The sequence below is a fragment of the Candidatus Binataceae bacterium genome (assembly GCA_035508495.1).
GTDB lineage: Bacteria > Desulfobacterota > Binatia > Binatales > Binataceae > JASHPB01.
Genome location: DATJMX010000014.1, coordinates 71,186 through 85,843, shown reverse-complemented (window position 1 = coordinate 85,843; position 14,658 = coordinate 71,186). Strand labels below are relative to the sequence as shown.

The 14,658-nt window shown below is 63.5% G+C and carries 17 protein-coding genes; 8 read left to right on the top strand and 9 right to left on the bottom strand.

What is annotated here, in order from left to right; translation table 11 throughout:
• Positions 1-91: 91 nt before the first annotated feature.
• The 6 genes from VMA09_04760 to VMA09_04735 all read right to left on the bottom strand — a co-directional run bounded on the left by VMA09_04760 (position 92) and on the right by VMA09_04735 (position 3,271).
• Positions 92-454 carry a zinc ribbon domain-containing protein gene (locus tag VMA09_04760; protein HUA32892.1) on the bottom strand — a complete coding sequence of 121 codons (363 nt, stop codon included), beginning with the start codon at positions 452-454 and terminating at the stop codon, positions 92-94.
• Positions 455-553: 99 nt separating this feature from the next.
• A complete protein-coding gene (locus tag VMA09_04755) occupies positions 554-874 on the bottom strand; it encodes a DUF167 domain-containing protein (protein ID HUA32891.1) in 321 nt (106 codons plus the stop codon).
• Positions 871-1,173 (bottom strand): YggT family protein, encoded by a 303-nt coding sequence (locus VMA09_04750; protein ID HUA32890.1) that lies wholly within the window; start codon positions 1,171-1,173, stop codon positions 871-873. The genes VMA09_04755 and VMA09_04750 overlap by 4 nt, the downstream gene beginning before the upstream one ends.
• 12 nt (positions 1,174-1,185) lie before the next feature.
• Positions 1,186-2,016: a pyrroline-5-carboxylate reductase gene (gene proC / locus VMA09_04745; protein HUA32889.1), complete on the bottom strand. Its 831-nt coding sequence runs from the start codon at positions 2,014-2,016 to the stop codon at positions 1,186-1,188.
• Entirely contained in the window at positions 2,013-2,699 is a 687-nt protein-coding gene (locus VMA09_04740; protein ID HUA32888.1) for a YggS family pyridoxal phosphate-dependent enzyme, read from the bottom strand. Before VMA09_04740 ends, proC begins: the two co-directional genes overlap by 4 nt.
• On the bottom strand, positions 2,699-3,271 hold the full coding sequence (locus VMA09_04735) for a Maf family protein (protein HUA32887.1): 573 nt from the start codon (positions 3,269-3,271) through the stop codon (positions 2,699-2,701). The genes VMA09_04740 and VMA09_04735 overlap by 1 nt, the downstream gene beginning before the upstream one ends.
• A gap of 129 nt (positions 3,272-3,400) precedes the next feature.
• Here VMA09_04735 and VMA09_04730 point away from each other — a divergent pair, with 129 nt between their 5' ends.
• From VMA09_04730 to VMA09_04700, 7 genes are all read left to right on the top strand, one after another.
• Positions 3,401-5,482, top strand: a complete 2,082-nt coding sequence (locus VMA09_04730; GenBank protein ID HUA32886.1) for a transglycosylase SLT domain-containing protein — start codon at positions 3,401-3,403, stop codon at positions 5,480-5,482.
• 68 nt (positions 5,483-5,550) lie between these two features.
• A complete protein-coding gene (locus VMA09_04725; GenBank protein HUA32885.1) occupies positions 5,551-6,237 on the top strand; it encodes a DUF429 domain-containing protein in 687 nt (228 codons plus the stop codon).
• A gap of 65 nt (positions 6,238-6,302) precedes the next feature.
• Positions 6,303-6,989: an HAD family hydrolase gene (locus tag VMA09_04720; GenBank protein HUA32884.1), complete on the top strand. Its 687-nt coding sequence runs from the start codon at positions 6,303-6,305 to the stop codon at positions 6,987-6,989.
• 3 nt (positions 6,990-6,992) lie between these two features.
• Positions 6,993-8,261: a CoA transferase gene (locus VMA09_04715; protein HUA32883.1), complete on the top strand. Its 1,269-nt coding sequence runs from the start codon at positions 6,993-6,995 to the stop codon at positions 8,259-8,261.
• The gene (locus VMA09_04710; protein HUA32882.1) at positions 8,261-9,469 is read left to right on the top strand and encodes a CoA transferase; all 1,209 of its coding nucleotides are present in this window, start codon (positions 8,261-8,263) and stop codon (positions 9,467-9,469) included. Before VMA09_04715 ends, VMA09_04710 begins: the two co-directional genes overlap by 1 nt.
• A 5-nt stretch (positions 9,470-9,474) precedes the next feature.
• The gene (menA, locus tag VMA09_04705) at positions 9,475-10,410 is read left to right on the top strand and encodes a 1,4-dihydroxy-2-naphthoate octaprenyltransferase (protein HUA32881.1); all 936 of its coding nucleotides are present in this window, start codon (positions 9,475-9,477) and stop codon (positions 10,408-10,410) included.
• A 10-nt stretch (positions 10,411-10,420) separates the two neighbouring features.
• Complete coding sequence (locus VMA09_04700) at positions 10,421-11,164, top strand: hypothetical protein (protein HUA32880.1); 744 nt, start codon at positions 10,421-10,423, stop codon at positions 11,162-11,164.
• Between the two features lie 126 nt (positions 11,165-11,290).
• Here VMA09_04700 and VMA09_04695 read toward each other — a convergent pair whose 3' ends face one another.
• The 3 genes from VMA09_04695 to VMA09_04685 are packed head-to-tail and all read right to left on the bottom strand — an operon-like array spanning position 11,291 to position 14,076.
• On the bottom strand, positions 11,291-12,172 hold the full coding sequence (locus VMA09_04695) for a PhzF family phenazine biosynthesis protein (GenBank protein ID HUA32879.1): 882 nt from the start codon (positions 12,170-12,172) through the stop codon (positions 11,291-11,293).
• Between the two features lie 48 nt (positions 12,173-12,220).
• A complete protein-coding gene (locus VMA09_04690; GenBank protein HUA32878.1) occupies positions 12,221-12,991 on the bottom strand; it encodes an NDP-sugar synthase in 771 nt (256 codons plus the stop codon).
• The gene (locus VMA09_04685; GenBank protein ID HUA32877.1) at positions 12,988-14,076 is read right to left on the bottom strand and encodes a phosphotransferase; all 1,089 of its coding nucleotides are present in this window, start codon (positions 14,074-14,076) and stop codon (positions 12,988-12,990) included. The genes VMA09_04690 and VMA09_04685 overlap by 4 nt, the downstream gene beginning before the upstream one ends.
• A 225-nt stretch (positions 14,077-14,301) precedes the next feature.
• Between VMA09_04685 and VMA09_04680 the strand changes: the two genes are divergently transcribed.
• On the top strand, positions 14,302-14,655 hold the full coding sequence (locus VMA09_04680) for an NADH-quinone oxidoreductase subunit A (protein HUA32876.1): 354 nt from the start codon (positions 14,302-14,304) through the stop codon (positions 14,653-14,655).
• Positions 14,656-14,658: the final 3 nt, after the last annotated feature.

Here is a 14,658-nt window from a genome sequence, read left to right as displayed (position 1 = left end):
AGCCGGCGTATCGCCAGCGCATCGATTCAAACAAAAAAGCCGCGAGCACTTCCAGCCCGCGGCTTCGAAATCGATCGTTGACTTAACGACGTTACTTAGCCGCGGCGCTTCCCGATTTGGTTGAGGAATCGGATTTGGTTGACGAATCGGATTTAGCCGAGGAATCCGACGACGAGCTCGAGGCTTCCTTGGTCGTCGAACTGGAGCTTTCTTTCGAATCCTTGGTCGAGCTCGAAGAACTCTCCGACGATTCTGACTTGGCTCCGCCCGAGTTATCCTTGCGCGCGTAATCCGTGACGTACCATCCGCTGCCCTTGAGCACGAACGAAGTGTTGGAAATCTGACGCTCGGCCTTGCCCTTGCACGTCGGGCACTTCTTCAGCGGCGCATCGCTGATTTTCTGCATCACTTCGAACACGCCACATTTATTGCACTTGTACTCGTAGATTGGCATTTGACGAACCTGACTGCTAATGCAAGAGACTGTTCCTGCCTATCAATGAACTAATCACTCAGCCGAAGGGTGTCAACGCGAAGGTGCAGCCTTCGCCGTTCATTCGCCTGTTTGAAGCGGATCCAGGAGTTGCTTCAATTGATTGACGAGCTCGAGCGGCGACGCCGATTCGACACGAATCGTCTTGTGGCGCGAGGATTCGCCTCTGAGGATCGTTACCGAGCTGCGCGGCAGCCCGAGCTCTCTAGCGAGGAACGCGATAAGCTCGGTGTTTGCCTTGCCCTTGTCGGGCGCTGCGTTGATTCCGATCACGACGCCTTGCGGCGTCACGCGATGAAATCCGCTGCGAGAAGCTCCCGGCCGCGCCACGACTTCGATCGTTACGGTATCAACCGAAGACCGCAGCCAGGGCGGCGTCACGCGAAGCCGGTCATCAGTGCGCGAGCGACCGTCGGAATCAGGTACTGCTGGAGAAACTCGATGGCCAGGATTACGACGATCGGCGAAAGATCGATACCGCCGAAGATCACCGGCAGATGCTCGCGCACCCAGTCGAAAACGGGCTCGGTCACTCCGTAGAGGAAGCGCACGATCGGGTTGTAGGGATTGGGCTCGATCCAGGTCAGCACTGCCGCGATAATCACGACCCAGAAGTAAAGCTGCAGCAGCCCCTGAAGGACGTTGACGATAAAGACGATGAGGTTGGTCCAGGCGTACACGATGACTACCGGTTAATGCTGTCCGCGGCCGAGCTCGCGCGAGCGTGCCGCGGCGGCGTGAAGTGCGCCCGCAACAATATCAGAAAAGCCGGTTTCAACGAATCGACGCAGCGCCGCCTCGGTGGTGCCCCCGGGAGACGCGACGACGCGAATCAGCTCGGTGAGCGTTTGCTTCGAGGTGCGCATCACCTGTTCCGCGCCGCGAATCGTCTGCAGCGTCATCCGCAGCGCCAGCTCGACCGGGATCCCTTCGTTGATCGCCGCATCGGCGAGCGATTTGGCGAACAGGTAAACATACGCCGGGCCGCTGCCCGACAGCGCCGTAACGGCATCGAGCAGCTTTTCATCCTTGACTACGAGCGCGTCGCCGACCGCGTTGAAAATCTTGAGCGCGAGCGCTTCGTCGGCTCTGGAAGCGCCCTTGGAGCGCGCCAACGCCGCCATCCCGAGCCCGACCATCGCGGGCGCGTTCGGCATCACGCGCACGATGCGCGAGCTCACGCCGAGCGCCGCCGCCATCCGCGCGATCGGAACGCCGGCCACGATCGAGATGAAAAGTTTGCTCGCTTTTGCCTTAGGCTTCGCATCGCCGGCCGCAAGCTCATGCAGCACGGCGTCGATTTGCTGGGGCTTTACCGCGAGCACGATCGTCGCGGCCTCGCGCAGCACATCGAGGTTGCTGGCCGTCGCGGCGATTTTGTACTGCCGCGCCAGCTTGCGCCGCCGCTCGGGCGCGACATCCGCCACGATAATATCGGCGGGCTTAAAGACTTTCTTCGCGATAAGCCCGTGCACCAGAGCCTCGGCCATGTTGCCGCCGCCGATGAAACCGATTTTCTTCATCGCTGTCTCTCGCCGAACACGGCCCGCCCGACGCGCACGATGGTCGCGCCTTCCTCGATCGCGATTTCGAAGTCGTCCGTCATTCCCATCGAAAGCTCGCTTAGCGCAAGCCCGGTTCGCGCCGCAAGCCGCTCGCCCATCGCCCGCAGCTCGGCAAAGTAACGCCGCGACGCTCCGGGATTCTCGCCCGGAGGTGGAATCGTCATCAGCCCTGCAATATCAATCTTGCCGCGCTCCGAGTCGATCAGCGCTTCGACACTCTCCGGCGCTGCGCCCGACTTGCTCGCTTCACCTCCAAGGTTCACTTCGATCAATGCACGCACGGGAGGAGCTGGCCGTGCACGCGTGAGCGCTTCGGCAACGCGAATTGAATCGACGCTGTGAATCAGCTCGAACGCCGACGCCGCGACCTTGGCCTTGTTGGTTTGCAGATGGCCGATGAGATGCCAGCGGATGTTGAGCGCGCGCAGCGCTTCCTGCTTGCCCAGCGCCTCCTGCACGTAGTTTTCGCCAAAGTCGCGCGCGCCCGCCGCGTAGGCCGCCGCGATCGCATCGGACAGCTGCGTCTTGCTCGCGAGCACGAGCGTCACTCCCGAGGGCTCGCGATGCGAGCGTTTCGCCGCGGAGGCGACGCGCTCGCGCACTTCGGCATAGCGCCGTGCGATCTCCTGCGCTGGCCGCATCAGCCCGTGTACCCGTGACGCCTTAGCGCCGCGACGACGCGCGCGGTCGGCAGTCCCATCACGTTGTCACGCTCGGTATCGACGTGCGCGATGAAGCTCGCGGCGTGCCCCTGGATTCCATATGCGCCGGCTTTGTCGAACGGCTCTCCGCTTGCGATGTAATCCGCGATCTCCCCACTCGTCAGCGGGCGAAAGGTGACGCGGCTCCTCACTGGCTCGCGCTCGAGGATGGCTCCGCCGCGTGCGATCGCAAACGCTGTGATCACAACGTGTACGTTAGCCGAGAGCTTCTCCAGCATCCGGCGTGCGTCGTCGGGAGACGACGGTTTCTCGAGGAGCTCGCCTTCGCAGTACACGATCGTATCGGCGCCGATGACGAGCGCATCCGGATAGCGCGACGAAACGGCGAGCGCCTTGTCCGACGCGAGACGCAGCGCGTAGTCGCCGGGCTCTTCGCCCTGGCCGCATAGCTCCTCGACGCCGCTCTCGACGACCTCGAAGCTGATGTCCGCGGCACGCAGCAGGTTGCGCCGGCGCGGCGAGCCCGAGGCAAGGATCACATTCGTAGTCATCGCGGTTTCGAGAGTATCAAGCCGGTGACGAATTTTTCAGAGCGCGCCGGGCCGGGCAAGCATGGCGATGAACGAACGATTAGCCGGGTGGAATTGAACAGAAGCGATTCATCGGCTAACCCAGATCAGATGGAAATGAAGCGCGCGCGCCGCGCCACGATCGCGATCCTCTCCGCCGTTGCCCTTGCCGCCACGCTTCTGGCCTCGCCGCGAGCCTCGTCGTCCGGCGATCCATTCGCCGACGGCTACAACGCCTACAAGTCGCGCGACTACACGCGCGCCGTCGAGCAGCTAAGGCTTGCCTCCGAAAACAATCCGACGCTCGCCGACTATGCGCTCTTTTATCTCGCTCGCGCCCAGCGCGACCAGGGCGAGACCGCGGGCGCCGCGGCTGCATATACAAAGCTCGTGCAGGAATTTCCGCAGAGCGTGCTCACGCCGCGCGCGATGCTGGAGCTGGCACAGGCGCAGCTCAAGCTGGGGCTCAACGACGATGCGGCCGCGACGGCAGCTCGCCTTGTCGCGAACGCTCCCGACGAGGCGCTGGAGCGCCAGGGGCGTGTCGCGGAAGCGCGCGCGCTGCTCGCGCTCGGCAAGTTCAAACCTGCGTATGACGAGGCGATGAAGGTGCGCGACCTTTATCCCAAGTCCGACGAGGACGTCGAGGCGCGCACGATCGCATACGAGATTTTGCTGCAACATCCCGGGGTCGAAGCGACCGACACTCTCGACTATCACCGCAGTGAAGCCGCGCTGCTGATCGAGGAAGGGCAGCTCGATGATGCGCGCACACAGGCGCGCGCGGCGCTCGCGTTCGAACCCCCGATGCCGGTGCGGGCTGAGCTGACCTGGATCGTTGCGCAATCGTACAAGTCGAATCCGACTGCGCAGAAGCGCGAACTGCTCGCGTACCTGGCGCTCGCGCCGCACGGGCCAAGCGCGACGCGTGTGCTCACGGATCTCGGCCTGCTCTACTGGCATGAGGACGACTATGCGAACGCGCTCGCGATGTTCAATCGCTTGGCCGCTGACTTTCCGTCGAGCGAGCTTGCGCCCGAAGCGCTCTACCGCATCGGGCGGATTTTCGAGGAAGAGAAAAAGTTCGACGCGGCGCGCGCGACGTATCGGCGGCTCGACGCGCGCTATCCGCGCAGCGACGAGGCGTCAGACGGCCGCTTCCGTATCGGCTGGACCTTTTATATGGCGCGTCGCTATGGCGCCGCCGCCGATGCATTCAAGCACGCGCATAGCGACGATCCGCAGGAGCGCGACATGTTTGCGTACTGGCGCGCGCGCTCGCTGGAAAAGAACGGCCAGGCGCAAGCCGCACGCCAGATTTTTACTCAGCTCGCGAGCAGCACCGACACGAACTATTACCCCGAGCTCGCAAGCCGCCGCCTCGGCGGTGTCGCGGTCGATTTGCCTGCGGCATCGGCGCTCGATCCCGCGTACGCCGGCGTGCCTCCCATCGCCGCTCCCGCGGAGTTTCATCTTCAGCGATGGCAGGCGCTGCGGGCGCTCGGGCTGAAGGATCTCGAGCCGGCGGAGCTGCAGGCGATCGCGGCGAAGGGCGGCAATTCGCGCAACCTCAGGATGTTCGTGCTGGCCGGCCTCGAGAACGCGGGCGCCTGGTACGACGCGATCACGACGGCAACCAAGATGGCGGCGCGTAACGAGATCGGCCACGACGAAGCCGAGCGCGTGCGGTATCCGCGTGCGTATTGGGATCTGTTCGCGAAAGACGCGCGGCAGCGCGGACTCGATCCGCTGCTGGTCGTCGCACTCGCACGCCAGGAGAGCCTTTTCAATCCGTTCGCAACGTCGGTTTCCAACGCGCGCGGCCTGATGCAGTTGATGTCGTTCACGGCGCGGCGCGAGGCGCCCGAGGCGGGCATCGATCCCGAGAACATCAACCTTTACGATCCCATGGTGAACGTTGCGCTCGGCACGACCTATCTGAAAAATCTCATGCAACTCTTCTCGGGCAACGAATTCCACGTCGTGGCGGCCTACAATGGCGGCGAGCACGCGGTGCAGAAATGGATGGCGCAGTTTCCCGGCGACAACGACGAATGGGTCGAGAACATCGGCTACAAACAGACGCGCAACTACGTCAAGCGGGTAATCGGCGGGCGCCGCGAGTACCAGTTGCTCTATCCGCAGATGTCAGGCGCGTCGCAATCGGACGGCGCGATGCGCTCGTCGGGATAGACGTCGGCGAGGATTTCCTCGATCTCGCGGTCCTCGCGCCGCGCGCGGCGAGGCTCGAGTATTCGCGAATGGATCTGCGGTTAAGCGCTGGCGATCCAGTCGAATCGCTGGCGGCCGCTCTGAGAGCGCACCTCCCGGCTCGCGATACGATCGCGATCGTCGACGCGCCGCGCCTTCCACTCGCATCTGGTTCCGCGCAACGCAAGATCGATTTGGCGTTGAGGCGAATCGTCGCGGATCGTGGAAACAGGTTGTCGATGTTCCCGACGCCGAAGCTCGCTGAGTTCGAGGCGTTCACCGCCGATCCGCAATGCAAGCCGCATCTCGTCGCGATCGCGCGTCGTATCTTCGGCAAGTCCCCACTTGCGAGCAACGTCGCGCCGCTGCCGCGCGGACGGCTCTTCACGCGCTTCATGCTCGCTGGATTCGCGACCCATCTCGCGCTCGATACGCTCGGCGTGCGCACCTACGAAGGCTATCCGTACCTCGCGTTCAGCTTGTGGAAGCCGCCGCGCGTCGAGCTGCCGCCGAAGTCAGATCGAAGCGCGCTCGCAGTGAGAATCGCGATTCTGCGGCGTCTGGCGCGGATCCTGGATATCGCTATTTCCGTTCCAACGTCGCTCGACGAGGCTGATGCAGCGTCGCTCGCGATTACGACCGCGCTCTGCGCGAGATCGAGCGGAATGGCGCTCGCAATTTCAGATGCGGGCGAGGGGCAATTCCTTCTCGCGGCGCCTCCCGTGCGGGGCGCTTGACAACTATCGAGACAACGATGTTCAAAGGGTGACGAGATCGCTTCCGCTGGCGCGCTGAGAATCCATTGCCTTCATCCGATTTCAAAGCTGTGTTCTTCGACCTCGACGGCACGCTCGTTGATATCCATGGTCCGCTCTATATCGCGGCGCGCAACGCCCTCGACGAGGTCGGGCACGGCCCGCCGCTCACGCGCGAGCGCTATCACGAGCAGATGAAGCGCGACGATTTCTGGGCGGATATCCCCGAAGAGATTCGCCCCCAGCTCTTCAAGCTCGCGTTCGCGTACTTCATGGCCGAGGTCGATCGCACCGAGCGCCTCGAGGTGCTGCCGCATGTCGCCGAAACGCTGGCCGAGCTGAAGCGCCGCGATTTTGCCACCGGTGTGATCACGAGCCGTCCCGGAGAATCGCAGACGCTCGTCGAAAAGCTCGCGATGGTCGGACTCGCCTCGCATCTCGATTTCGTCATTACCCAGACCACTGGTTCGCTGCGCGCACTCGACAAGAGCGAGAGCCTGAAGCAGGCTGCGATTCGCGCCGGCATTCATCCGCGCGTCTGCGTCTACGTCGGCGACGAGCCGCGCGACATCATGGCGGCGGGCAACGCTGGCTATGGCGCCAAGATCGCCGTTGCGACCGGCGCCGCGTCCTACGTGCATCTCGTGAATCACAAACAGTATCGCGCTGACTTCGTGATGAACTCGATGAACGAACTGTTCGACGTGATCGAACGTATCAGGCCGGGAGCGTGAGCCGTGGCCCAGGTTGAAGAATATCGCCAACCGCCGCGCGCGCTTGATGGAATCAGGGTCGTCGAGCTGCCGTGCCTCGACACGATGCCGTTCATGGCGGCGGCGATGTCGGCGAAGTCGTTCGCCGACTTTGGCGCTGAAGTAATCAAGATCGAGCCGCCGCGCGGCGGCGCGCAGGAGCGTGCGCTCGGTCCGTTTCGCGATGAGATGCCCGACCCCGAAACGGGCGGCCTTCATCTTTTTCTCAATTCGAACAAGCTGAGCGTGACGCTCAACCTCGAGCATCGCGGCGCGCGCGAAATATTGTTCAAACTGCTCGAGGGCGCCGATATTGTCATCAACCCGAATCGGCCCGCGCAGAGCGAGCGGCTCGGGATCGATTGGCGTACGTTGACTGCGCGTTTTCCGAAGCTAATCGTGGCGTCAACAACGTTCTTCGGCGCGGAATCGCCATATCAGAATCTGCGCGGCGGCGATTTGATCGCGACCCACATGAGCGGCGTCGGCTGGGAGACGCCGTATCACCAGGTCACCGACCTCGAGAAGGAGCCTCCTCTCAAGGCCGGCGGGCATCAGACGGATTATCTCACCGGATACACCGCGGCGGCGGCTGCGATGTGCGCGCTGTTCGCGCGGCGCAAGACCGGCGCGGGGCAGCACGTCGATGTGAACCAGTGGCTCGCCATGGTGAGCATGATGCGTCCGATGCTCGGCATCCATTCGCATGAGGCGGTGGAGTCCGCGGGCTACCAGCGGCTCACGATGCGCAAGAAGACTGGCGCGCAGTGGGTTTATCCGTGCAAAGACGGATGGGTGAGCTTCAACGCGGGCACGGAGCGTTTCTGGCAGGGCGCCAAGCGCGCGATGGGCAATCCCGAGTGGATGAATATGGAGCTGCTCGGCAACGTGGCGAGCCGCGCGCTGAATGTCGATGCGATCGAGGCGGGCCTGGTCGACTGGCTCACCGATGTCACGCGCAAGGAAGCCTTCGAGCGCACCCAGGCCGAGCACGTGCCCTGCTTCCCGGTGCAGACGCCGGCCGAAGTCGCGGCCAACGCGCAGTACAAGGCACGCAGCTTTTTCGTCGAGATCGATCACAAGGCGGAGCGCGAGGTCACGATGCCCGGCGCGCCGTGCAAGTTCAGCCGCACGCCGTGGCGAATCGTACGCGGCGCGCCGCGCCTCGGCGAGCATAATCGCAAGATCCTCGGCGAGCGCCTGGGGCTTGCTGACACCGAGTTGACGGCGCTCGCGTCGGAGGGTGCGATCTGATGAGCAAGCTGCCCTTCGAAGGAATTCGCATCGCCGACTTCGGCTGGATCTTCGCCGTGCCGCACGCGACGGCTTGGCTCGGAGCGCTTGGCGCAGATGTGATTCGCATCGAATCGATGCGCGCGCCCGACCTGGTGCGATTCCTCACCGGCACCGACGGCGTGGTCGGCCCCAATCGCAGCGGCGTGTTCCATTCGATCAATTACTCGCGGCGCAGCCTGACGCTCAATCTCGCAACGCCCGAGGCGCAAGAGATCGCGCGGCGCATCGTGGCGCAGAGTGACATCGTCACCGAGAATTACACCGTCGGCAACATGGCGAAGTACGGCCTTAGCTACGCCGACCTCGTCAAAGTGAAACCGGACATCATCATGATGTCCGGCACTCCGCTCGGACAGGACGGGCCGTTTGCAAAGACCGTCGGCTTCGGCCCGACGACTCAGGCCTTCGCGGGCCTGTGTCACATCACGGGTTATCCTGATTCGGGGCCGTGCGGGATCGGCGGCACGTGGCCCGACTTCGCCGTCGGCACGGGCATGGTCTTCTTTCTGCTCGCCGCGCTTTATCATCGCGAGCAAACCGGCGAGGGGCAGTACCTCGATCTCTCGATGGCCGAGATGGTCACGACGATGATGCCCGAGGCGATGATGGATTTTTTCCTGAACAAGCGCGACCCGGGTCCGATTGGAAATCGCGACGAGTCGATGGCGCCGCACGGCGTGTTCCCGACCGCGGGCGACGACAAGTGGATTGCGGTCGCAATCGCATCGGACCAGGAATTCGCCGCGCTGGCTGAGGCGCTCGGCGTGCCTTCGCTCGCGTCTGATCCGATGTACTCGCGGGTCAGCGGACGGCTTCACAACGTCGATTCGCTCGAGCGCGAGATCGCCGCGCGCACGCGCAACTTCGACCGCGATCAGCTCGTTGCGAAGCTGCGCGAGCGAGATCTCGCGGCAGGTCCTGTCTATGCCTGTGCGGAGTTGGTCAAGGATCCCGCCTTCATCGCGAGCGGGACTCTGGTTACTCTCGGTCACGGCGAAGTCGGCGCGCGCAAGATCCCAGGCCTGCCGGTGCGCTTCAGCGCGATGGAGCCCGACTTCCGGGGCTCGCCGATGATGGGCGAGCATAGCGACGAAGTGTTAACTGAACTCCTCGGGATGTCATCCGAGGAAATCTCGCGTCTGCGCGAAGCAAAGGTCATAGTCTAGATTTTATGACTGAGGCATCTGCAATTCCCGGTGGAGGGGCGCGTCCCGGCGCGCTCGCAATCTGGTTCCAGGCCATCCGCGCGATGTCGCTGACGGCGGCGGCGATCCCCGTGCTGCTCGGCATGGCGATCGCGGCGCGCGCCGGTTTCTTTGCGCCGCTGCGGCTGCTGCTCGCGCTGGTGGGCGCGATGGCGATCCAGGCCGGGACCAATCTCATCAACGATTACTACGATTATCGAAGCGGGGCCGACCTCGAGCAGTCGCTCGGCCCCAGCATGGTAATCCAGCGCGGCCTGCTCTCCGCCGACCAGGTGTGGTTTGGCGGCGTGGCCGCGTTCGCGATCGGCGCGGCAATCGGCCTCTGGCTGGTTTATCTCGCGGGATGGCCGATTCTGTGGCTCGGCATCCCGAGCGTACTCGCGGGATATTTCTACACCGCGCGGCCGGTCGCGCTCGCGTACATCGCGCTCGGCGAGCTCACGGTCTTCATCTTTATGGGGCCGGTGATCGTGCTCGGCACCTACTTCGTGATGGCCGGGAGTTTTTCGTGGACGGCGCTGTGGGCCTCGATTCCGCTCGGCTTCGTGGTCGCGGGAATCCTGCACGCCAACAATATCCGCGATATCGATACCGACACGCGCCACGGCAAGCGTACGCTCGCAACGATTCTGGGCCGCGCCGGAGCGAATCGCGAGCTCGCCGCGCTCGATATCGCCGCCTACGCGACCGTGCTGATCGCGACCTTCGCGCACAAGCTGCCATGGACGTCACTTGCGGTTTTCATTTCGCTGCCGCGCGCGCTCGATCAGCTGCGAATCGTGATGCGAGAGACTGAGCCGAAGAAGCTCAACCTCGCACTTTTCCGATCGGTTCAACTGCACATGGAATTCGGTCTGCTGCTGATCGTCGCGTTCCTGGTCGCGGCCTTCATGCGGTGGTAAGGCCCTTGCGATGCCAGATATCGAAGTGACCGCAATTCGCCCTGAGCCAACCGAGGCTGATCTGCGCGCGCAGCTTGGGCAAATCGAAACATCGATCGACGCCGGCAACTATCATCCCGGGCCGTGGGACAGGTTCGTGCGCGCGGCGCGCAATCAGCCCGACGACGTGCGCGGCGCGCTCGCGGAAGATGCCAGCCGCGTCAGCCGCAAGCTGCACATGCGCACTGGTCGCGCGACGATGCCGCTCGCGCGGGCGCTGCTGATCGAGGGTGCCGCGACGGTAGGCGGCGCGGTGCTGCTCGCGATCGGCGTCGCGGCAGGCTCCTTCATCTTTGGGCTGCTGGGGGCCGCCGTCTGGACCACAACGTTCCAGCCGCTGGTCAAAGTCGGAACGGGCGCGTGGCTCGGGATCAATTCGGACTACGCGTATCTCGAAGGCAAGGCTGAGCCGCGCTTCAAAATTCGCTTCGGCACCTATCTCGCGCAGCCGCGATGGAAACGAATCGTGTTCCATCTTTCAGGCATCGTCGGCTCGCCACTCGGGCTCGCATGCTCAGCCGCGCTGCTACGGCCGGTACTGCCGGGGACGGCGAAATTCTGCATGGTGATTTTCTGGATCATCAATGCGGTGAACGTGGTCGCGTTCGTTGGCGGATTGATGGGTCATCGCAAGTTGGGCCCTGTGCGCGTAGCGATCTCGAGCGGCGGCGTAGCCGGCGCAGAATCCCGCGAAGCGCTGAATCTGGGCGCGTAATCGACGCCGATTTTGCTCGCGCGCCCTTCCCGCGCCAGTTTTCTCAGAATGGACGGCGCGCAACGCGCCATCTTAGCGGCGGGCAGGGACGCCCGCCCCACTATTTTTCTTCGGGCGCCGCGGGGCTCACGGCAGGGTGGCTTCGCCGGTGATTATTTCTGCTACGTGGCCGGCGACTCTCACGTTGTGGATTTGATCGCCGGTCTTGCTGGCGCGGACGAAGATTTGGCTTGGGCGATTGGCTTCGATGCCTTGCTCGATGAGGACCTGCTCTTCGGGCTGCGCGACTCCGTTGCGGACCATCCAGGCTGCGGTGCATCCTGCCGCGGAGCCCGTCGCGGGATCGTCGCCGCCGATGAATTGCATGCGGGCGTGCAGGCGCGCGGCTTGGTCTTCCACCTCGCGCGTGACGAAGTAGAACGAAAACGCGTCCATCTTTTCGAGGTATGCAGACGCGCGCCGAATGTCGATGCGCAGTGCTTGCACGGCCGCGATGCTCTTTAGCGGAACGATCGAAAAAGGGACGCCGGTGCTGACGGTCTGAATCGGCAGCGACGCGTCGATCACGTCGAGCGCTACGCCTGAGGCCTGCGCGACGTCTTCGGCGCGATGAGTCTGGCCGAACTCCGGTTCTCGCTGCGTCATTTCGCCGAACATCAGTCCGTTGCGATGCTCGAAGTTCACCGGCACCGGTCCGATTTTCAGATCGAGCACGACTCGATTTGCGCTCTGCGCCCTGGCGATCACGTAGGCAGTGCCGAGCGTCGGATGGCCCGCGAATGGCAGCTCTTCGGCGATCGTGAAGATTCGAACCTGCACGCCGCGTTCGCGTTCGAGCGCTGCTTCACGGGGAAAAACGAACGTCGTCTCCGACAGATTCATTTCGCGCGCCAGCGCCTGCATCTCGGCGTCGCTCAGCCCGCGAGCGTCGGTGAAAACGGCGAGCGGATTTCCCGCCAGCGGCGTTGAGCTGAAGACATCGATGGTGACGAATGGATAGCGTCGCATAAGCGCGACTCTATCGGCGCGCTTTGCGCGATTCCACGCACAAACCGCTCAGTCCAAAAGCAGTTTCGGCGGACGCTCTGTGAACTCTTGGCGCAGATGTTCGTAGGTCTCGAGATCATCGACCGTGCGCATCAATCCGCGATGTATCCAGCCGAAGACCGGCAGTCCGCGCGCGACCATCGGCGCGAACAGACCTTGAAAGAGGCTCCACGGCGGCGTTTGCGGAATCAGGTCGAGACACGCCGGCTCGATGACGATGAACCCGCAATACATGTAGTCGCTCGCAGCAGTCTTGAAGTCAGCATCGGGCGGATAGTCATCGTATTCGAGCGGCGAGCGGCGCTTCAGCAGGCGCACCCGGCGGATGCGCGAATCGTTGTCGAGCTCGAAGCGGCTGTAATAGTCGAGGTTCTCGGGGCGATTCAGTCCGATCGTCGCAAGCGCGCCGCGATCACGATGAAACGCGATGACCTTGGCGAGATCGAGATCTAAAATCGTGTCGCTGTTAGCGATCACGAAAGTGTCGTCGCGCAGAAAATCCCTGAGCCCGTTGAGCGGACCGCCGGTGCCGAGCAGGACCGGCTCCGGCGCCCACGTGATATGCAGGCCGAGCTGCGATCCATCGCCCAGCGCGGACTGAAGCTCGCCCGCGAGGTGATGCACGTTCACCGCAACTTCGGTGATGCCGGCCCGCTTCAGCATCGCGAGCGCGTAATGGATGAGCGGGCGCCCGTTCAGATCGAGCATCGGCTTGGGCGTCGTTTCGGTGAGCGGACGCAATCGTTCGCCGACTCCGGCCGCAAGCACCAGAGCCCTCATCGCGAGCGCCGCTGCTCCTCGACGCCGAGCGCGGCGCAGAGCTGAGGAAAGATCGCATGCATGTCGGCGAGCATCCGCCGCGCCTCATCGAGCGCGTGCGGCACGTACTGCGCATAGCCATGCTTGCCGTCGCGTTCGAACATCATGAAGCGCCCGCTCATCTTGAGCGCGTGCTGGATGACTGAGTAACGGTAGCTCATGAAGAAATCGTCGATCCCGATCGTGACGGCCTGCCGCCGCGCGAGTCCCGCATAGTAATAGTCGAGCAGACGGCGCTCCAGGTTCTGCGACACGAGCTGGCCCGTGTCGCGAGTCGTGAGCAGCACCGCGAGATCGTGCGCTCCTGGAGCCATCAGCGCGTCCTGGAAATCGATCACGCGCAGCCGCGGCCCGTCCTGCACGTAGAGATTCTGCCCGTGATAGTCGCGATGCGACAGCACGCGCGGATAGCGATCGAGGCGCTCGGCGAGATCGTCGAGCTCGGCGTAAACCGCGGCCCGATCGCATCCGGGCGCGACTTCCGACAGCGTCAACTCGACAAACTGCGACAGCTCCCAGATGAACAACTTGCGATCGTAGTTGATCGACGACGCGAAGCATCGATGATGAATCCGCCTGGTTCCTTCGACATGAATTTTCAGCAGCTCGTCGATGGCGAGGCGAAACAGGTCGGCGGCGTTCGATGGTACCTGGCGGCACGAGTCGAACACCGAGAGCATGCCCACGTCTTCGACCAGCAGCGCGCGATGAGGATTCGAATGGGCGTAGAGCGCGGGGACGGCGACACCGATCGACGCGAGAAAGCGATGAACATTGATCCAGGGCGGCTCGGGCAACGGCTCGTGGAGCAGCCGCAGGGCGCGCGCGTAGCCGGGCAGATCATCGGGTCCCAGATCGATCACAATCGCGCTCGTCGGCGGCTGCTCTCCATCACCCGCGGCCGACTCGAGATGCAGGCGCCAGAAGCGGCGCGTCGAAAGATCGCCACGCAACAAATCGGCGCGGGAGACCGCTGCGACCGGCCATCGCATCGCGACGGCCTCCGCCGCCCATGTCATCCGGGCCCGATCGTCGGCTTCGCTCACGCTTCGAGTCTAGCGGATGGCACGGAGCGGGTGCACGCGTGCGAAGGCTCGTGCCCCGAGTACTTCGATCGATTGAAATATGCTGAGAAGTGCCGAATCATAGGCTGCGGCTTGATGAATCGTCACGGCCGTGCCGCTATAGTGGGCAGCGCAGGATTTCCATTTGGAAAAGCAGTGCTCATCGGGTAATGATGGTTTGATAAGCGATTCTTTTCGGCGGTCCTCATGACGACGTGGTTTCCAGTGATAGTTACCCTGGCCGTGGCCGGGCTCGTGGTGGGCGTGATGTGCACGCTCAACATGCTCGTCGGTCCCAAGCGCCCCTCGAAAATCAAGGGCGAGGCGTTCGAGTGCGGCAATCCCCCGACCGGCAGCGCGTGGGGCCGTTTTTCGGTGCGCTTCTACCTGACCGCGATCCTGTTTTTGGTTTTCGATGTCGAAGTGATCTTCCTCTATCCGTGGGCGGTCGAGATACGGCAGCTTGGGATGTTCGGGTTCGTCGAGGCGCTGATCTTCATCGCGATTCTCGCCGTGGGCCTGATCTACGCGTGGCAGCGCGGCGCGCTCGATTGGGACTGAGCC